Source organism: Bifidobacterium sp. SO4, assembly GCF_018555355.1.
Classification (GTDB): Bacteria; Actinomycetota; Actinomycetes; order Actinomycetales; family Bifidobacteriaceae; genus Bifidobacterium; species Bifidobacterium miconisargentati.
Genome location: NZ_JAFEJP010000012.1, coordinates 40,138 through 58,793, shown reverse-complemented (window position 1 = coordinate 58,793; position 18,656 = coordinate 40,138). Strand labels below are relative to the sequence as shown.

Below are 18,656 nucleotides of genomic sequence, written 5' to 3'. Positions count from 1 at the left end.
TGTTCCGGGGATGCGTTCCATTGACCATCCTAACCGGCGTTGCCGCCATCGGACCGGACCTTCTTCCCGATTCGTCCGAATCCGGCGCATCCGATCGGCGGACCGGACGGGCGGCAAGTTCCACGGAGTCGATTATTCTGGTTTGCCGGCATACAATGGCAGGCGTACGGCGATGCGTACCGGCACCTGCCCGCGAAGCGTCATCCGCAGCGAACGGCGTCGCGCACGGCATGCCGGAGAGCAAGAAGAACACCAAACAGAAGAGCTGAGGAAGCGCAGGAACCATGTCCGACGACTTCGACGAATCCTCCCTCAATGAGGAGGCCTCGAAGGGGCTGTCATGGTGGTATTCGTCCGACGACCCCAACCGCACCCATGAGGAGCGGACCTCCCGTCGTATCCGCCGCATCGGCCTGACCGACCGGCTGCTCAGCCACCCAGGCCGTCTTTCCATCCTGTATTTCGTGGTGCTCATCGTGCTGGTCACGGCCCTGCTGCTGCTGCCGTTCTCCACGCATGACTGGGTGTTCACCAACTTCCCCGTGGCCTTCTTCACCGCGGTCTCGGCGTTGTCCACGTGCGGCATCCCGGTGGTGAACACGGCCGAGTACTGGTCCACGTTCGGGCAGGTCGTCATCCTGTTCTCCATCCAGTTCGGCGGCCTCGGCGTCATGACCTTCGCCTCGATGGTGGCGCTCGGCGTCTCCCGCCGTCTCAAGGTCTCCCAGCGCATGCTCACCGCCAGCGAGCTCGGCACCACCAAGCTTTCTGAGATCAAAAGCGTACTCACCGTGGTGTTCGGCACCTTCGTGATCGCCGAGGGACTGACCTTCGCGCTGCTGCTGCCGGAACTGTTCCGCGTGAACCACGGCCAGCTCGGCCGCACCCTGTGGCAGGCGCTGTTCTACGCCGTCTCCGCCTACAACAACACCGGCTTCACGCCCGACGCCACCGGCCTGCACATCAACCGTTGGGGCGTGGGCCTGCCGATCCTCATCAGCGCCTTCGTGGGCACGCTCGGCTTCCCCGTGGTGCTCAACCTGGTCCAGTGCGCGCGCAAACGCCAGAGCCCGAAGCGCTGGACGCTGCACACCAAGCTCACGCTGGTGACCACCGGTCTGCTGGTGATCGCCTCGCTCGCCTGGTTCCTGCTGGTCGAATGGGGCAACACCGGCCTGTTCCCGGCCGACGATCCGGGCATGAAGCTCAGGCGCGCGCTTTCGGCCGCCGTGATGCCGCGTTCGGCCGGATTCGACATCTCCTGGGTGCCCGAGGTGACCAACGAGACCAAGGTGTTCATGAGCGTGCTCATGTTCATCGGCGCCGGATCGTCCTCCACGGCGGGCGGCATCCGCGTGACCACGTTCGCGGTGATCATCCTCATCTGCGGCGCGTCCTTCACCGGCCACCGCGACGTGACCGCGTTCCACCGCCGCATCCCCCGCCGCATCCAGATGACGTCCGTCTCCGTGTGCACCGCATGCTTCGCGCTGGTGATGGTGGGTGCGGTCGCCCTGATGTTCGTGACCGGCTGCGCGTTCGTGGACGCCGTGTTCGAGGCCTGTTCGGCGTTCTCGCTGGGCGGCTACTCCGTGGGTGTGGCCAGCGCCGGCAACGCCGCGTCCATGTTCATCCTCGCCGGCGAGATGATCGTGGGCCGTCTGGGCCCGCTCACCATCGCCTACGCCATCAGCAGGCCGATGGCGCCCGAGCCCATCCGCTACCCGCAGGAAAACATCATCGTCGGCTGACAGCCGGCCCGGTTCTTTGGTTCGATGCATATGTTCGGCAAGCATTCGTTTGAGGAGGTTATTCGCATGGCAGTCAAGCCTCGTGACACCAAGAGCAGCAACAAGAGCGTGCTGGTCATCGGCCTGGGCCGTTTCGGCGGCTCCGTGGCCTCCACCCTCGACCAGATGGGCCAGGACGTGCTCGCCGTGGACAAGAACCCGGAGATCGTGGCCCGCTGGTCCGCGCACCTGCCCACGATCCAGGCGGATATGACCGACGTGATGGCCATCGAGCAGATCGACGCCTCCCAGTTCGACACGGCCGTGGTGGCCATCGGCGACAGCATCGAGGCGTCCGTGATCATCACCGGCAACCTGCTGGACGCCGGCATCTCGGATCTGTGGGCCAAGTCCGTCTCCCAGGAGCACGCGCGCATCCTGCAGCGCATCGGCGCGCGCCACATCATCAACGCCGAAACGGACGCCGGCAAGCGCGTGGGTCATCTCGTGGCCGGCAACTACCTCGACTACATCGAGATCGACGGCCCGTATACCGTGGTCAAGATCCATACGCCGTTGTACGCGGTGGGCCGCACCATCGAGAACGTGCAGGTCCACGACAAGTACGGCGTGACCGTGGTGGGCATCAAGGCCCCCGGCAAGGAATTCCAGTACGGTTCCAGGGAACTGGTCATGCACCGCAACGACGAGCTCATCATCATGGGCAAGCAGGATCAGATCGACCACTTCATCCAGGGCTGATTCGTTCAGGGACGAGCGCGCGTTTTGCACGGATGCCATCACGCGGATCTCAGATGCTTCGCACGATGGCATTTGCCGCTGAGCATGACCACGGCCGAGCTGGTGTCCAAACTCAGCGAGGTGTCACAGACCGCGTGCTCCACCATCGTGCCGTCGCGCAGGATGGCCGTATTCGCCTTGAGCAGTCTGCATTGCAGGTTTCCGGCGTCCAGATCGACCACGGTCACCTGATCCGCTTCCGACCGGCCCTCGTACTGGGTCATGCCGAACCGGGAGAACATGGCGCTGTGCAGCGGACGGATGACCAGCGCGTTGCCGCTGACGGTTCCGGTGGTCAGCATGCCTTTGAGCGTGATGTTGCCGCCGCTGACGTGCTGCCGGCTCAGCAGTTTGCCGTTCACGAGGATGTCGCCGCTGCAATGGACGTTGCCGGAACAGCGCAGTTCGCCGGTCATGCCGATGGCGTCACAGAACAGGTCGCCGGAGATTTCGATGATGCCGCGTCCGGTGAGGCACCGTATGCGGGCGACTCCCCTGCACCGCACCTTGCCGCCTTCCAATTCCAGGATCTCGCCGTCGAGCGATTCGGCCTCCAGCAGCGCCCTGACCGTGGTACATCGGAAACGGACGCCTCTGGCGAACCTTGTCCGTGCGGTGACGTCTATCACATCGTGGTCTCCCGGCATCACGTATATCATTCCCGTTGACTCGCCGTTCATGGTGTGCTCTTCTCTCTCGTTTCGTATGCACAACTCATCATGCATACGTTCTCGACGCTACCGGTAGAGAGCTCTGTGTATGTAAACGCATGAAAGGCAAAAAGCCGATGAGATCGTATGCATTATTGCATGCGATACGGTGCTGTTTGCAGGAAGATGGGCTGCGGTTGCACGTCACTGTGCAACGATATGCCGCCGTGCCGCGCAGGGTATTTTCAACGGGCGCCGCGCATGGATGCGCATACCCTATGCGCGCGCGTACAGCAGGTATTCCGCGTTGCCGTGAGTTCCGGTGATGGGGCTGTCGGCGGTGGCGACCACCGTGAGTCCGCAGCGTTCGGCGCAGGCGACCACAGTGTCCAACGCCTGACGGCGCAACGTCTCGTCCTCCACGATGCCGTTCTTGCCGAGGCCTTCACGCCCCACTTCGAACTGCGGTTTGACCAGCAGCACGATCTGCGCCCCCGGTGCCACGATGCGTGCGATCACCGGAATCACGTAGGTCAGGGAGATGAAGGAGACGTCCGACACGATCATCTGAGGTCGGAACGGCAGATCGTCGGCCTCGACCTCGCGGATGTTCACGCCGCTCATCTCGATGACGCGGCCGTCACTGGCGATGCGCGGGTCAAGCTGTCCGTGACCCACGTCGAGGGCGATGACCTTGGCCGCTCCCCCGCGCAGCAGCACGTCGGTGAAGCCGCCGGTGGAGGCGCCGATGTCGAGGCATTCCAGGCCTTCGGGGCCGGTCAGGCCGTTATCGGCGAAGGCGGAGAAGGCGCCCAGCAGCTTGTAGGCGCCGCGGGAGACGTAGTCGTCGCCCTTGTCCACGGCGAGCTCGCTATGGCCGGCCTTGACCATGAAGGAGGGTTTGGTGATGGTCTCGCCGTCCACGCGCACATGGCCGGCCTTGATGAGCCGCTGCGCCTTGGCCCGTGATTCCACCAGCCCGGACGCCACCAGCATCATGTCGAGACGGTCCAGCGGCGTGGACGGATCAAGATTCTGCTCGGTCATATGGCTTTCTCTCGGTTGGTGTGTTGATGTGTGATTGGCTCCCCTCTCTGAGGGAGCTGGCCGCGGAGCGGACTGAGGGGAGACCCGTTTACCGGATTAACTCCCCTCAGCCTCACTTCGTTCGGCAGCTCCCCTCAGAGAGGGGAGCCAATAAAGACCTGCGGAGCTTATGCTACCGGCCCGGCATCATCGCGATTCGTCGAGACGCTGCTGGAGGGACCTGAGGACGGCCTGATAGGTTTCGAGCTGTTCGTCGATGGGCTTGTCCTCGATGCCGGCGAGTTCGAGGTACCGCTCTTCGATCGGAATCCGAGTCGCCGGGGTGCCGGCTTCGGAAGCACCCGCAGGCGTTTCCGAAGCCGTATCCCCATACGATTGCATGGCCTCGGCCATAATCGCTTTCAGTCCTTCAGTTCGAAGGTCGGCACCGTGGTCTCGTCCAGCTTGGCACCCTTGTCGGCAGCCTCCCAGGCGGCGCAGATGGCCGCACGAAGGCCGTCGATGCTCGTGGCGTCGCTGACGTGCACACTGCCGTTTTCGAACCATGCGCAGGCGTCGCGGCACTTCCAGGTGCCGTCCTCGGCGCGCACCGGCTCGGGCTGTACGCATCCCAGTTCGCGCAGGTCACGTGCCACGTATGTGGGGCGCAGATGCACGGGGGCGAGCATGAGCTCGGTCGGATTGGTCACGCCGGTCAGCACGGCCAGCGAGTCGTATCCGCCGCGGTTGCCGGCCTCGATGTCCGTGTCCAGACGGTCGCCGATGGCGATGGACGCCTCCTTGGGCACCAGGTCATGGCCTTCGGCGGCGTTGAGCTCACGGGCCTCGTCGTACATGTACGATTCGGGCTTGCCCGCGGAGGCCACCGGCTCCACGCCGGTGGCGGCGATCACGGCGCGGATCATCGAACCGCAGCCGGGGGCGATGCCCAGCTCGCGAGGGATGGTGAGATCGCGGTTGGTCACGAAGTATTCAGCACCGGCCTCCACGGCGAAGGCCACGTTGGCCATCATCTGCCAGGTCATCTCCGGGTACCAGCCTTGGATGACGGCCTGGGGATGATCCTCGGGGCCCTCCACGATGGTCAGGCCGTTGCGCGAGACCTCCTCACGGAGGTGTTCGGCGCCCAGCACCTGCACCTTGGCCCCGGCCGGCACGGCCTTGGCCACCATGCGGGCGGCCACCACGGAGGAGGTGATCACCTGCCACGGTTCCACGTCGAGGCCGAATCCCTTGAGCTGGTCGGCCACCACGTGCTGGAAGCGCGAGGAGTTGTTCGTGGTGTATTCGATGGTCATGCCGGCCCGCTCGGCGGCGCGGATGGAGTCGGCGGCGTGCTCCACCGGGTTCTTGCCACGGTAGACCACGCCGTCAAGGTCCAGTAGCGCCAGCTGGTAGGCCTCGGCCAGGGTGCGATCGGTTCCTTTGAGGAAACGGGTCATTACTCCGCGGTCTCCTCGGACTGCTCGGCGTCTTGGGCGATCTCGGTGGACTCTTCGGAGGATTCGTCAGACTGTTCCTCGGCCGGCTCGGTCTCAGAGGACTCCTCGGACTCGGTCTCAGCCTCAACGGTCTCCTCGGCCGGTTCGTCCTCGGCGGTTTCGGTCTCTTCGGCCGGTTCCTCATCGGACTCAGCGTCATCGGAATCGTCCTCAGCACCGGAATCCTCGGACTCGCCGGCTTCATTCTCGCCATCCTCATCGGAGCTCTCCGGCTCCAGCTCAGGCGCATACTCGGCCTCGGACGGGTCGATGCCCAGCTTCTCCAACACTTCGGAATCATCGGTGAGGCCGGCCAGATCGTGGTCGATCACCACGTCGTCGCTGTCCTCGTCGATGTCCTCCTCGGCGAACTGGTCCTCAAGACGGTCCAGCAGGCCGTCGAGCGCGGCGGCTTCCTCATCACGGCCGGCCTGCTCCAGGAAGTACTGCTCGGCCTGCACCGCACGCATGCGGTACTCGCCCGGCAGACCCTGGGAGCGGCCCACGGTGTGCGCCACATTGATGGCCTTGTCCCACAGCTGCAGATCGCCCAGCGCACCGGCGTACACCAGGAACATCTCGACCTTGGCGGCGCCGACCAGGCTCTTGCCCTCGTCGGAAAGCGCCAACTCCACGGCCTTGTCCGGGTTGCCCACGCCACGCTCGCAGTCGGCGATGAACGGCAGGTAGTCCGGGAAGCCGTTCATGCGGTAGGCGGTGCGGAATTCGCGCAGGGCCAGCTTGTACTCGCCCTGACGGTAGGCCACGAAGGCCAGTGTCTCACGGGCGAAGTCGATACGGGAGGCCTGGCGGGCCACCCACTTGGCGTGCTCCAGCGCGGCGGCCGGATCGCTCTCCTCCAGCGCGTAGGCGGCCAGGATGTGCAGGCCGATGTTCTCGGCGTGCTCCTTGGACAGGCCGCGCAGACGCTCGCGCTCGTCGCTGGAGAGCATGCGCCACTCCATACCCTTGGGCATCTTCGGCTCGTCCGGGCGACGGTCGGTGTACGGGTTCTGCGAGGGGAAGCTCATGGTGCCGTCGGAGTTGCGGCGCGGCTTCCTCATGTATTCGGAACGCTTCTGCTCACGGTATTCGCGCTTCTCCTGCGGGGTGAACTCGCGGCGTTCGCCATCGTTGCGGTTGTCGCGGCGATCGTTGCGGCGATCGTCATCGCGGCGCTGGTAGCGCGGGTTCTCGCCGTGCTCGCGGCGCGGCTTGAAGCCTTCGCCTTCCTCATGACGACGCGGCTTGAAACCGTCGCCATCGCCTTCATGGCGGCGCGGACGGAAGCCCTCGCCATCACGACGGTCGTTGCCGCGGTAGCCGCCTTTACGGAAACCACCGGACTTGCCGTACGACTTGTTGCCGTAGGACTTATGGAAGCCACCGGAACGGCCGGACTCGCCCTCGCCGTCACGACGCTGGTAGCCTTCGCCGTCCTCGCGGCGACGCGGCTTGAAGCCCTCGCCATCGTCACGACGCGGACGGAAGCCGTCGCCGTCACGGCGCGGACCGTTGCCGCGGTAGCCGCCCTTGTGGAAGCCGCCGGACTTGCCGTAGGACTTGCGGAAACCGCCGGAACGGCCCTCGCCATCGCCTTCGCGGCGCGGCTTGTAGCCCTCGCCGTCACCGTCGTGACGACGCGGCTTGAAACCGTCGCCGTCCTCGTGGCGACGCGGACGGAAGCCCTCGCCGTCACGGCGGAAGCCGCCCTTGCCGCGCGGCTTGAAGCCCTTGCCGCCGCGGTTGCCGGGGCGACGGTCGCCATAGGACTTGCGGCCGCCGTAGGACTTGCCGGAATGCTCGTTACCTTCTGCCATCTACGATTCCTTTACTGCTTACTGCTGAAATGATTAACGATTGATCCCGCCAGACCAGACCGACATGAATCCGGTCCGGCTACCCCTCGGTCGGCTTCCCCGACGGCTCCCCTGTCAGGGGAGCCGAGAACGAAAGTCACGCCGATTTTGGTTTAACGGTTTTCCACGGCGCCGAGCGCCTTCTTGCCGCGGCGGATGAGGGCGAAACGACCGGCGAGGAAGTCGCCCTCGGCCAGCGTCTGCTCGTCATCCTCCACACGGTTGTTGTTGAGGTACACGCCGCCGGACTTGATGGCGCGGCGTGCCTCGGAGCCGGACTTGAACAGGCCGGCGGCCTGGGCGGCGTCGATCACGCGATCGCCCGGCTTGGCGGTGGGGAACACATGCTCGCCGTTCTCGTCGGCCACCTTGAAGCCGTCCAGCACGGATTCGAGCGTGTCCTCGTCGATGTCCTCAAGATTGCCACCGCGGCCGAACAGCGCGGAGGAGGCGTCGATGGCGGCCTGGGTGGCGGCCTCGCCATGCACGAAGCTGGTGACCTCCCATGCCAGCGTCTTCTGCGCCTCGCGGGCGCCGGGATTGGTCTTGGACTCCTCCACGAGACGTTCGATCTCCGCCTTGGGGAGGAAGGTGAAGGCCTTGAGCAGGCTCTCCATCTCCACGTCCGGGCGGTTGATCCAGAACTGGTAGAACTTGTACGGCGAGAGCATGGTGGCGTCGAGCCAGACGGCGTTGCCCTCGGACTTGCCGAACTTCTTGCCCTGCGCGTCCGTGATGATCGGGCTGGTGAACACGTTGACGTCCACGCCGCGCACCTTGTGGATGAGGTCGAGGCCGGAGGTCAGGTTGCCCCACTGGTCGGAGCCGCCGAGCTCCAGCGTGCAGTGGTATTCGTCGAACAGGTGCAGGAAGTCGTTGCCCTGGAGCACCTGGTAGCTGAACTCGGTGAAGGAGATGCCTTCCTCGGAGTTGAGGCGGCGGGCCACGGTGTCCTTGGCGAGCATGGTGCCCAGGCGGAAGTTCTTGCCGACATCGCGCAGGAAGTCGATGACGGACATGGAGGCGGTCCAATCGTAGTTGGACACGAAGCGCACCGGATTGGCGCCTTCGGTCTCCAGAATGCCGCCGATCTGGTTCTTGAGACGCTCGGCCCATCCGGCCACCACGTCCTTCGGGTTCAGGGTGCGTTCGCCGGACTGGCGCGGATCGCCGATCAGACCGGTGGCGCCGCCCACGAGGGCGATCGGGTGATGGCCCGCCAACTGCAGGTGGCGCATGTTGATGAGCTGCACCAGGTTGCCGATGTGCAGGGAGGCGGCGGTAGGATCGAAACCGCAATAATAGGTGATCGGCTCGCCGTTCAATGCGTGTGCGAGTCGATCGCGGTCCGTGGACTGCGAGATCAACCCGCGCCATTCCAGTTCATCGAGCAGGGTGTCGAATCCTGCCTCTTTGAAGTCGATGACGTGAGCCATAACTGGTCGCTCTCCCTATCGAATTGTGTGATTTGGACGTGCTTTACTCGGTTTTCAAGCGTCTCCAAGTCTCGCAGAACACACCGACAGTGGACGGGCCGCGGGTTGCCGGGCGGGGCAGGGCGCCGATCGCCCCTCGCCGTGGGCCCGCCGCAGAGCCGCTCATGCCCGACCGCGGACTCGGCCGGGCATGACGCACGGTTTCGGGCTTGATTGCCGTCACCTGCCGCCGCGGTGCAGCTTCTCCATCGTCTCGCGCAGCTCCTGCAGCGTCTCGTTGTTGCGGTTGGTCTTCAGGCGCGGGAACGAGGCGATCATACGGCGCTGCTGGCGGTTGAACATGGAGTCGGCCACGTCACGCACGCGCAGCATGAATTCGGCGGACATCTCCTTGCCGTTCTGCCACGACTCGCCGACCTTCTCCCCCACCTTGCCGGGCATGCCGCCGAATCGTTCGGAGGCGCCGTCCATCACGCCGGAGGCCATGCTCGCCGCGCCGGAGACGGCATCGCCCACCTTCTCGCGCATGGCGTCGCCGTATTGGGCCGCCTTGGCCATGGCCACCTTGAACTGCTCGAGGCTCTGCTCGAAGTTCACGATGCCGCACACGGTGATCACGGTGTCAATGGCGGTAAGCACCACCAGCACGGCGAACAGCACATGGACCATCTGCAGCGGAATCAAGGCCGTCACTCGTTCCACCTGCGGTTGCACCACGTCCACGATCACCACGCCGCCGATGCCGAAAACCACGGCGCCGAGCAGGCACACGCGGCCCTGGATGTTGAAACGGAAGTGGGAGTAGTCCCACCAGCGGGCGTGGAACAGCTGCTCCATGGCCCAGGAGGTGACGTATTCGAGGATCGAAGCGCCGATCATCGAAATGAGGAAGATGACCAGCGGATCGCGCATATCGCCGAACACCACCACGCCGGTCACCGCGCCGGTGCCGTAGATCGGGCACAGCGGGCCGTTGAGGAAGCCGCGGTTCACCCAACGGCGCTCCTGACAGGAGACGAGAATCGACTCATAGACCCAGCCGGCGAAGCTGTAGAAGATGAACCAGAGGAACAGGTACTCGACGATCAGCGGCATCGGCGGGCTCCGGCTCCGATTTCGGGCAGCGGCGCGCGAGCGGGCAGGGCCTTCTTGTGGAAGCGGCCGCGGGAGAACGTCTCGCGGGTGGCGGAGATCTTGTCCGCGAGGGTGACCAGGTAGCCTTCGATGTAGGCCGGCGGCACCGGGGTCATCGGGAACATGTGCTTTTCGATGCTGTCGCGTTCGATGTCATTGAGGGTGAAGTCCCTCAGGGCGTTGCGCAGGGCGGCATGGCCGTGCGTGAAGCCGTGCCAGCGGTGCTCGCCGTTGTCCCAATCGTGCCAGTCGTACAGGAAGTAGTCGTGCAGGAGGGCGGCGCGGATGAGCGAACGCAGGTCCACGCGATGCCACAGGTGGGCGCGGTCGGCCAGCCAGACGGCCAGGCACGCCACGCGCACGGAATGAGCGAAGGTGGTCACGTTGCCGTGCTGGTAGCAGCAGCGTTCGATCTGCATGTGGTCATGTTCGATGACGTCGCGGCCGTGCTTGGCCACGAGTCGTTGGATCTGCGTACGGGTGAGCAGACGTCCCACGGTTCCGGACTCCTCACAATCGACTGTCTGTTTCTACGGTGCCGATTGTAGGACGCACGCCGAACGCCCGGCCTCATCCGCGGGGATGATTGGTCTTATCTTGGCTCCCCTCAGTCCGCTTCGCGGACAGCTCCCCTCAGAGAAGGGAGCCAAGGTTGTTGCTACCGAGCGGCCTGCCCGTCGAGGTACTGCTGGTAGGCGCGGAATCCGCCGATCAGGCTGGCCACCTCGTAGCCGCGGTCGGCGAGGATCTCCGCCACTTCCTCGCTCCACCAGCCTTCGGCGCAGTAGACCACGACCTTCCGGTCCTTCGGCACGGTCCTCAGTACGTGGGCCAGCGGGTCGAGCGGCGCGTTGATGGCGCCTTCTACCGGATGCGCGGCCACGTCGGCCGGCTCGCGCAGGTCGAGCAACGTGACCGTGTCGGGATCCAGCGCGGCGAACTCCTCCGGCGTGATGCGCCCGAACGACGGCTCGTCGGTCTCCTCCGCATCCTTACCGATGCGCACGGCAATGGTCATAATCAATCCCCTTCATGGTCTCCTGGGCATCCGTTGGCTGGGCTCACCCAACGCAACGGACGCATGGCATGGTTCGCCGACTGCGGCGGGCCCGAATCAGATCGCGCAGGCCGGCTGCACGTAGTTGGCCGGGTCGAGGGCAGTGATGGTCGGGTTATCGCCGCATACCGGGCAGTCCGGCACATGCTTCGGCAGCGGTACACGGCGGATGTTCATGGTCAGCGCGTCCACGGTGAGCATGCGGCCCACCAGCGGCTCCCCTACTCCCACGATGAGCTTGGCCGCTTCGGTGGCCTGCAGGCTGCCGATCACGCCCACCACCGCGCCGAGCACACCGGCCTCCTTGCAGGTCGGGATCTCGCCGGCGGCCGGCATGTCGCGGAAGATGCAGCGGTAGCAGGGGCCCGCGCCTGGCACCACGTCCATAACCTGGCCCGCAAAGCCCACCACGCCAGCGTGGATGAACGGCTTGCCGGCCAGCACGCAGGCGTCGTTGATGAGGAACTTCGCGGCGAAGTTGTCCGTGGCATCCAGCACCAGATCATATGGGGCGATAAGTTCGGCGATGTTGCCGACGCTCACCAGTTCGTGATGGGTCTCCACGGTGACGTCCGGGTTGAGCTCGCGGATGGCCTCCGCGGCCGACTCCACCTTGGGCTCCCCCACGCGGGCCGTGGTGTGGATGATCTGGCGTTGCAGGTTGCTCAGGTCCACCACGTCGCCGTCCACCAGGCCGATGCGGCCCACGCCGGCCGCCGCAAGATACAGCGCCGCCGGCGAGCCGAGGCCGCCCGCGCCGATGATGAGCACGCTGGAGGCCAGCAGCCGCTTCTGCCCTTTGACGCCGACACCCTTGAGGATGAGGTGGCGCGCGTACCGTTCAAGCTGTTCGTCCGTGAATGCCATGTTGCTTCTCCTTAACCCTCTTGGAAGGGAGCTCACCACAGGTGGCTGAGAGGAGTCCCGGCCGAATAGGCCTCACCACTCCCCTCAGCCAACTGCGGCGGCGGTTTCGTCAGTGCAGGTATCCGGTGGTCGGGCTGGATGGCACCGCCTGGCCCTCGGTCACCTTGCCGAGGCCGGACAGGTAGGCCGCGCGACCGGCGTTAATGGCGTTCTTGAACGCCTCGGCCATGAGCGGGATGTTGCCGGCGGAGGCCACGGCGGTGTAGGCCATGACGGCGTCCGCGCCCATCTCCATGGCGTCGCATGCCTGGCTCGGGCGGCCGATGCCGGCGTCGATGATCACCGGCACGTGCGCGTTGGCGATGATGATCTCGATGAAATCGCGCATCCTCAGGCCCATGTTGGAGCCGATGAGCGAGCCGAGCGGCATGACGGCTGCGGCGCCGGCCTCCTCGAGCTGGCGGGCCGCGATCGGGTCCGGGAACATGTAGGGCATGACCACGAAGCCTTCCTTGGCCAGCATCTCGGTGGCGCGGATGGTTTCGGCGTTGTCCGGCAGGAGGTACTTGGTCTCGTGCTCAATCTCCACCTTGACGAAGTCGGTGTGGCACACCTCGCGGGCCAGTCGGGCGATACGCACGGCCTCCTCGGCGTTGCGCGCGCCGGACGTGTTCGGCAGCAGCGTGATGCCCTCGGGGATGTAGTCGAGCACGCTGTTCTCGGTGGTCTGGGCGCGGCGCAGCGCCATCGTGACGATCTGCGTGCCGGCATGCTCGACCGTGGCCTTGATGAGGTTCAGGTCGTAGCGGCCGGAACCCAGGATGAAGCGCGACTGGAATTCGTGGCCGCCGAGGTTGAGCGGCTTGTCCTCCACCGGCAGCATGGGGGCGGCGGTGCCCACGGGGTTGACGACGGCGGGTTGCGGCGGCAACGGCGTCGCCTCGACGGATGCTTCGGTAACCGGATTGATGTTCATGGTTGTTTTCCTTTCATATCCGCCCCTCTCTGAGGGGAGCTGTCACGAAGTGACTGAGGGGAGCAATACAACCGAATGGCTGCTTTCGGACTCCCCTCAGTCCGCTTCGCGGCCAGCTCCCCTCAGAGAGGGGGAGCCATATGTTGTACGGTCGCTCAGCCGCCCTGGACGAACTGCACGATCTCCATCACGCACTGGTCGTCCAGCATGGCCTCGGCGCGCTTCTCACGCGGGATGATCTCGCCGTTGAGTTCGATGGCCACACGCTCGGCGCGGAATCCGTGCGCTTTGAGGTAGTCGGCGACGCTGACCGGCGCCTCGAGCGTGACCTGCTCTCCGTTGACCTGCATTTGAGCTCCCTTCCGAATACTAAAAAAGGGCGCACGAAACGAACCGTACCTTAAGTGGTGCGCCCATTCATGAACCCAGTCATGCGACCGTGCATGACCCGATGGCGCATTGGCTACACCACGCAAGCCGCACACGGCTGAATTATGCGTACGAACTGCGGTGGAGAACCCGACAAATCTTCGGACAACGATTCCTTACGGCGGCATGACCCGCGTCAAGTTCCCCGGTCGAAGCTTCGCTTCCTCTCAGCCTTGCGGCTCCCGTTCGTTACGGTACCCCAGTGTAGGTGCGATGTATGACAACGCTCGACAATGCCGAATCGACGAGCTGCCATTTCGGGATGACGTTCCATTACCTTGTCGCCCCACCTATCGCGTCACTTTTCGAAATAAGCCCATATTTCATGAAAAGCGATCACTGAGCGCCTGTCAGTGATCGCTTTTCACGAAATCAAGCCTCATTTCGAAAATAACGATCACTGACGCACGCTCAGTGATCGTTATTTTCGAAGCATGGCATCAGAACGTGCCGGGGGCCTTGTAGGCGGAGCCGTCCGAGGTGGAGGCCGGGAAGAGCTTGAGCTCCTCGACCTGGGCCTTGGCGTCGGCGATCTGCTCACGCACGCGGCCGTAGGCGGTGCCGCCCTTGCCGTTGCGGGAGTCGACCGAGCCATGGCTGGAAAGCACCTCGCGCACGCCCGGGGCCACGTCGGCCGGCAGGAACGCGGCGAAGGTGTCGATGAAGTCCTGGTCGGTCAGGTCCCACAGCTCCTGGCCGCGGCCCTCGGCGATCTTGACGCATGCGCCGGAAAGCTCGTGGGCATGGCGGAACGGCACGCCGTTCTTGACCAGCCACTCGGCGATGTCGGTGGCGAGCGCGAAGCCGGTCGGCGCCTCGGCCTCAAGACGGTCGGCGTCGAAGTGCATCGTACGGACCATGCCGGTAAAGGCGGGCAGCAGCACCTCGAGCGTGTCGACCTGGTCGAACACGGCCTCCTTGTCCTCCTGCAGGTCACGGGCGTAGGCGGTGGGCAGGCCCTTGAGGGTGGCTAGCAGGCCGGTCAGGTCGCCGATGAGACGGCCGGACTTGCCGCGGGCCAGCTCGGCGATGTCCGGGTTCTTCTTCTGCGGCATGATCGAGGAGCCGGTGGAGTAGGCGTCGTCCAGCTTGACGAACGCGAACTCCTGCGTGTTCCAGATGATGATCTCCTCCGAGAGGCGGGAGATGTCCACGCCGGTCATGGCGGCCACGAACGCGAACTCGGCCACGAGGTCGCGGGCTGCGGTGCCATCGATGGAGTTGTCGGTCACGCGGGAGAAGCCGAGCTCGCGGGCCACGGCCTCCGGGTCGAGACCCAGGGTGTTGCCGGCCAGAGCGCCGGAGCCGTACGGGGAGGCGTTGATGCGCTTGTCCCAGTCGATGAGGCGCTGCACGTCGCGGATGAGCGGCCAGGCGTGGGCCATGAGCTGGTGGGCCAGCAGCACCGGCTGGGCGTGCTGCATGTGGGTGCGGCCCGGCATCACGGTGCGTCCGGCCTTCTCGGACTGTTCGATCAGTGCGTTGACGAGGTCGAGCAGCAGGCCGGCGATCACGCGGGAGTGACGGCGCAGCCAAATACGGATCAGGCAGGCGATCTGGTCGTTGCGGGAGCGGCCGGCACGCAGCTTGCCGCCGAGCTCGTCGCCGGCGATGTCGATAAGGCCGCGTTCGAGCGCGGTGGCCTCGTCCTCGTCGTCTTCAATCGGGGCGAAGGAGCCGTCGTCCACGTGACGCTGCAGGGTGTCGAGCGCGTCCTCCATACGCTGCAGCTCGTCGGCGGTCAGGAGACCGGCGCGGCCGAGCGCGCGGGCGTGGGCGCGGGAGCCGGCGATGTCGTCGTCGGCCAGACGCCAATCGAACTGGGTGGACTTGGACAGGCGGGCCAGCTCGGCGGACGGGCCGGACGTGAAGCGGCCGCCCCACAGGGCCAGATGTTCGTTGTTTTCAGGCATGAATCACTCCTTAATAAAATCCAAGAAGCTCCGCAAAGCTCTATTATCAGCTGCAAGCAAGGCTATCAGCGCGCGGCTACATCATCATCCGCCGCGTCCGAGTCGATGTCGTAGCCGCCTTTGAGGATAAAGTCCTTCAGCAGCTTGGAAGCCAACATGTTCACCTTGAAACGCTTTAGGGGCATGCCCTCTTTCGCTTCAAGATAATGCTGCGCCCGCGCCTCGTCAATGGTGGCTTTCAGCTTACCGAGCCTGTCATATTCATTGATATTCGCTTCACTAAGTTTAAGCGCCAGCATCTCCTCCACCAGAGACCGATCGACCCCGGTCGCGTCAACGAGCTTGTCGATTTGCTCGTCTTTTTCTCGTCGCGCATACCGGGTGATGTACTCTCGCAACGACATGCCCTCTTCCACGGTCACATCGCCACGTTCCACATCGTGCAGGAACAGTTCGGCCAGACGCTGTTCGTCCGCTGAAAGCGCGGCAAAGGAACGATGCAGTTCCTCGGATGCGGACTGCAGCTCAGGGCTCTGCTCTTGCAGCGCCTTCAGCCATTTCACGAAGTTGGCATTCATGTAATCGGTATCGATCAGACCAGTGTCAATCTCGGTGAGATAGCCTTCCAAATCATATGGCGCTTCAGTATTGTCATTGTCCTGATCGGCGGAATCGTTATCGTCGAACAATTCCTTATAGCGCTGAGCAAGAATCAGGTAGGAACGTTCATCGATCGATGGCTGCACAGTGGTGGCCACGCCATCGTCATCGACGCACTCAAACGTCGGATGATCCCAAGTGAAACCCTGTACTTTGGCGGCTTCCAACGCCTTGTTCAGTTCCACGAATTCCTTGGCGAACTTGCGCTTCGATTCCACCGACTCCGGCAGTCGAGCCAAATCACTCGCACCGGATGATTTGAACACCTCTTGAATTTCCGCAAAGCGTTCGTCCATCGCCCGGACATTCTCCGGCAGCTTCTGTACGAACAGATCAAGCGGCCGGTCCCCTGAATACAGTTTGACCGCGGCCTTGATGTTCTCGCGCATCGTATGCGGTTTGCGGTAATAGCGAATAGTGCCGAACGGCTTGTCCGGTCCGAACAGTCGGTTGGTGCGACTGAACGCCTGAATAATGCTCTCGTATTCGATGACCTTATCCAGATACAGCGTGTTCACCCATTTGGAGTCGAAGCCCGTGAGCATCTGGTCGACCACGATCAGCAAGTCAAGACGCTGTTCCCGGTTCGAATCGATGCCGACATAAGGATCTTTATGCGAAAGCCTCGAAGAAATGTCCTTCTTCATGGCCGGCCAGTCCACAATGCCGAAATGCTTGCCGTACGCTGCGTTGTAGTCGGTCATGATTTCGGCGAGCGCGTCGCCTTTCATGGTGGCGCCGGCATTGTTGTCGATGTTGGGGTCGAACAGCGCGGTTACGCGCATCTCAGGCGCCTGTTCCTTGAACAGGTGGTAATAGCTGATGGCCTCCGGTATGGAGCTGGTGGCAAGCATCGCGTGGAATTTCCTACCATGGCTGAGCACAGGGAACTGTTCGAGTATGTCCTTGACCACCATGGTCTCATGCTCGGTTCCGATGCCATACTGTTCCCGGCCAAGGAATCCCTCGATGCTGGTGCCGCGGCTGCCATCAGCATCGACCTCGGAGCCCATGGGGATCTGCGACTTGTCCATGTAGTGCTCGTATACCTTGGCTTTGACGGGGTCGCCGAGCGCCTCTTCCACGCTCGAGGCTTTGGCTTGCTGCAATGCCACTGCGAGTCGCACATCGGAATCCTTGTATGTGGTGACCATATACGGGTCGAAGCCGAGCACGTTATGGTCGCGGATGCCATCGGCGATGCTGTAGCGGTGCAGGCATCCTCCGAACACCATTGCGGTGGTGGAATGCTTCTTCTTGTTTTCGCCCAGAATCGGTGTGCCGGTGAATCCGAAGAACAGCGCGTTCGGGAAGGTGCGGCGAATATCCTGCAGCATGTCGCCAAACGTGGAGCGATGGCATTCGTCCACGATGAATACGATTCGTTTGGCGGCAAAGCGATCCAGTTCCGCTTGGGTGACGCCGTATTCACCGAGTTTGATGTTGCTCATCTTCTGAATGGAGGTGACGATCAGCGTATCCTTGGGATTCGTACTGGCGAGCTTGTCTCGCAATATGCCGGTGTTTTCGGTGCCTTGCACGTCGTCTTTGCTGTCCGCGAAGGATTGGTATTCCTTGAGCGACTGTGTGCCGAGTTCGATGCGGTCCATAAGGAACACGACTTTGTCGGTATCTTTGGAATCGGCGATAAGCTGGGCTGACTTGAAACTGGTCATGGTTTTGCCGGAGCCGGTGGTGTACCATACGTAACCGCCCGGCCTGCCCGGAATGGATGGACGGACTTCCCAATCGCATTTGCGCACGGCATCGGAAATGGCGGAGGCCGCATAGTACTGGTAGCTGCGCAGCACCTTGAGGCATCCATCGGCCGAATCGGCGACGGTGTAGAAGCCGATAAGCTGATGTGCCATTGGTATGGAGAGCAGTTTGGAGCAGAAGGTTTTCCACTCGTCGTTGCCGGGATGGTTGCCGCCGCAGATGGGCTCGTTGTTCCAATCGGCCCAATGGAAATAGTAGGTCGGATTGAACTTGTCGACACCGGGGTTGGCGAAGTACACGGCATCATCCGGGTTCATGGCCACGAAGACCTGCACAAGCCGGAACAGCCCGGTGAATACGCCTTCGTGCGCATACTTTTCGATTTGGTTGGCGGCCTGACTGACCGGTATGCCGCTCTTCTTCAATTCGATATGAATCAACGGCATGCCATTGATCAGCAGCACCAGATCGCCTCGGCGGGCATGCACCATGCTGTTTTTTGCCGCGTACACCGGTTGCTGCGCGATTTGATAGGTGCTTTTGCCGCCGGCGATCTCCTGGCGGTCGTAGATATACAGGCTGACTTCCTTGCCGAAGTGCGCCTTGTCTTCCTGGTTGTCCCGTGTGATGGAGACGTGCGTCCGTTGACGAATGAGTTCAGTGCCAGCGGCATGCGCTGCGCTTCGATTTGCTCGATGATCTGCGTCATTTCACCGTCAGTGAGTGGGTATTGGCCCAGCCGGTCCACACCGCAATTGTTGCGGTACAGTATGCTTTTCCAGTTTTCCAGCAAATCATGCTCGGTTGGATACTTGAGCACGCCGTCCTTCCAGCCATGCTGTTTGAGCACGGTGATGACGTTCTCCTCAAAGACCGATTCATCGTCGAATATCATTG

The 18,656-nt window shown here is 63.4% G+C and carries 15 protein-coding genes, 1 pseudogene and 1 riboswitch; of the genes and pseudogenes, 2 read left to right on the top strand and 14 right to left on the bottom strand.

All coding sequences use genetic code 11. The features are described 5' to 3' along the window. Positions 1 to 284: 284 nt before the first annotated feature. Together JS536_RS08550 and JS536_RS08545 are read left to right on the top strand one after the other, a co-directional pair. Positions 285 to 1,751 (top strand): potassium transporter TrkG, encoded by a 1,467-nt coding sequence (locus tag JS536_RS08550; protein WP_214356586.1) that lies wholly within the window; start codon positions 285 to 287, stop codon positions 1,749 to 1,751. A 66-nt stretch (positions 1,752 to 1,817) separates the two neighbouring features. Beyond that, positions 1,818 to 2,492 carry a TrkA family potassium uptake protein gene (locus tag JS536_RS08545; RefSeq protein ID WP_109057211.1) on the top strand — a complete coding sequence of 225 codons (675 nt, stop codon included), beginning with the start codon at positions 1,818 to 1,820 and terminating at the stop codon, positions 2,490 to 2,492. Between the two features lie 38 nt (positions 2,493 to 2,530). Here JS536_RS08545 and JS536_RS08540 read toward each other — a convergent pair whose 3' ends face one another. The 14 genes and pseudogenes from JS536_RS08540 to JS536_RS08475 all read right to left on the bottom strand — a co-directional run bounded on the left by JS536_RS08540 (position 2,531) and on the right by JS536_RS08475 (position 18,654). Continuing rightward, positions 2,531 to 3,160 carry a hypothetical protein gene (locus JS536_RS08540; protein WP_214356585.1) on the bottom strand — a complete coding sequence of 210 codons (630 nt, stop codon included), beginning with the start codon at positions 3,158 to 3,160 and terminating at the stop codon, positions 2,531 to 2,533. A gap of 297 nt (positions 3,161 to 3,457) precedes the next feature. Then, positions 3,458 to 4,228 (bottom strand): TlyA family RNA methyltransferase, encoded by a 771-nt coding sequence (locus JS536_RS08535; protein WP_214356584.1) that lies wholly within the window; start codon positions 4,226 to 4,228, stop codon positions 3,458 to 3,460. Positions 4,229 to 4,414: 186 nt separating this feature from the next. After that, positions 4,415 to 4,621, bottom strand: a complete 207-nt coding sequence (locus tag JS536_RS08530) for a hypothetical protein (protein WP_214356608.1) — start codon at positions 4,619 to 4,621, stop codon at positions 4,415 to 4,417. A gap of 8 nt (positions 4,622 to 4,629) precedes the next feature. Beyond that, positions 4,630 to 5,670 carry an HAD-IIA family hydrolase gene (locus JS536_RS08525; protein WP_214356583.1) on the bottom strand — a complete coding sequence of 347 codons (1,041 nt, stop codon included), beginning with the start codon at positions 5,668 to 5,670 and terminating at the stop codon, positions 4,630 to 4,632. Continuing rightward, positions 5,670 to 7,529, bottom strand: a complete 1,860-nt coding sequence (locus tag JS536_RS08520) for a hypothetical protein (protein ID WP_214356582.1) — start codon at positions 7,527 to 7,529, stop codon at positions 5,670 to 5,672. The genes JS536_RS08525 and JS536_RS08520 overlap by 1 nt, the downstream gene beginning before the upstream one ends. Positions 7,530 to 7,681: 152 nt before the next feature. Next, on the bottom strand, positions 7,682 to 9,004 hold the full coding sequence (gene tyrS / locus JS536_RS08515; RefSeq protein WP_214303697.1) for a tyrosine--tRNA ligase: 1,323 nt from the start codon (positions 9,002 to 9,004) through the stop codon (positions 7,682 to 7,684). A 219-nt stretch (positions 9,005 to 9,223) separates the two neighbouring features. Then, positions 9,224 to 10,099, bottom strand: coding sequence for a putative ABC transporter permease (locus tag JS536_RS08510; protein ID WP_214356581.1), 876 nt, complete (start codon positions 10,097 to 10,099; stop codon positions 9,224 to 9,226). Next, positions 10,090 to 10,635: an HD domain-containing protein gene (locus tag JS536_RS08505; protein WP_214356580.1), complete on the bottom strand. Its 546-nt coding sequence runs from the start codon at positions 10,633 to 10,635 to the stop codon at positions 10,090 to 10,092. The genes JS536_RS08510 and JS536_RS08505 overlap by 10 nt, the downstream gene beginning before the upstream one ends. Positions 10,636 to 10,796: 161 nt before the next feature. After that, positions 10,797 to 11,156: a rhodanese-like domain-containing protein gene (locus JS536_RS08500; protein WP_214356579.1), complete on the bottom strand. Its 360-nt coding sequence runs from the start codon at positions 11,154 to 11,156 to the stop codon at positions 10,797 to 10,799. 96 nt (positions 11,157 to 11,252) lie between these two features. Then, positions 11,253 to 12,062, bottom strand: coding sequence for a thiazole biosynthesis adenylyltransferase ThiF (gene thiF / locus JS536_RS08495; protein ID WP_214356578.1), 810 nt, complete (start codon positions 12,060 to 12,062; stop codon positions 11,253 to 11,255). Positions 12,063 to 12,171: 109 nt separating this feature from the next. Then, a complete protein-coding gene (locus JS536_RS08490; RefSeq protein ID WP_109057221.1) occupies positions 12,172 to 13,038 on the bottom strand; it encodes a thiazole synthase in 867 nt (288 codons plus the stop codon). Positions 13,039 to 13,193: 155 nt separating this feature from the next. Further along, a complete protein-coding gene (thiS, locus tag JS536_RS08485) occupies positions 13,194 to 13,388 on the bottom strand; it encodes a sulfur carrier protein ThiS (RefSeq protein ID WP_214356577.1) in 195 nt (64 codons plus the stop codon). Between the two features lie 174 nt (positions 13,389 to 13,562). Next, a riboswitch (TPP riboswitch) is annotated at positions 13,563 to 13,663 on the bottom strand. Between the two features lie 244 nt (positions 13,664 to 13,907). Beyond that, positions 13,908 to 15,380: an argininosuccinate lyase gene (gene argH, locus JS536_RS08480; protein WP_214356576.1), complete on the bottom strand. Its 1,473-nt coding sequence runs from the start codon at positions 15,378 to 15,380 to the stop codon at positions 13,908 to 13,910. 65 nt (positions 15,381 to 15,445) lie between these two features. Next, positions 15,446 to 18,654, bottom strand: a pseudogene (locus JS536_RS08475) (HsdR family type I site-specific deoxyribonuclease). Positions 18,655 to 18,656 lie beyond the last annotated feature (2 nt).

Coding starts and splice junctions, on each gene's coding strand:
- JS536_RS08530 (WP_214356608.1), bottom strand. CDS start 4,621: ATGGCCGAGGCCATGCAATCGTATGGGGATACGGCTTCGGAAACGCCT.
- JS536_RS08520 (WP_214356582.1), bottom strand. CDS start 7,529: ATGGCAGAAGGTAACGAGCATTCCGGCAAGTCCTACGGCGGCCGCAAG.
- JS536_RS08525 (WP_214356583.1), bottom strand. CDS start 5,670: ATGACCCGTTTCCTCAAAGGAACCGATCGCACCCTGGCCGAGGCCTAC.
- JS536_RS08500 (WP_214356579.1), bottom strand. CDS start 11,156: ATGACCATTGCCGTGCGCATCGGTAAGGATGCGGAGGAGACCGACGAG.
- JS536_RS08510 (WP_214356581.1), bottom strand. CDS start 10,099: ATGCCGCTGATCGTCGAGTACCTGTTCCTCTGGTTCATCTTCTACAGC.
- JS536_RS08550 (WP_214356586.1), top strand. CDS start 285: ATGTCCGACGACTTCGACGAATCCTCCCTCAATGAGGAGGCCTCGAAG.
- thiF (WP_214356578.1), bottom strand. CDS start 12,062: ATGGCATTCACGGACGAACAGCTTGAACGGTACGCGCGCCACCTCATC.
- thiS (WP_214356577.1), bottom strand. CDS start 13,388: ATGCAGGTCAACGGAGAGCAGGTCACGCTCGAGGCGCCGGTCAGCGTC.
- JS536_RS08535 (WP_214356584.1), bottom strand. CDS start 4,228: ATGACCGAGCAGAATCTTGATCCGTCCACGCCGCTGGACCGTCTCGAC.
- JS536_RS08490 (WP_109057221.1), bottom strand. CDS start 13,038: ATGAACATCAATCCGGTTACCGAAGCATCCGTCGAGGCGACGCCGTTG.
- JS536_RS08545 (WP_109057211.1), top strand. CDS start 1,818: ATGGCAGTCAAGCCTCGTGACACCAAGAGCAGCAACAAGAGCGTGCTG.
- tyrS (WP_214303697.1), bottom strand. CDS start 9,004: ATGGCTCACGTCATCGACTTCAAAGAGGCAGGATTCGACACCCTGCTC.
- argH (WP_214356576.1), bottom strand. CDS start 15,380: ATGCCTGAAAACAACGAACATCTGGCCCTGTGGGGCGGCCGCTTCACG.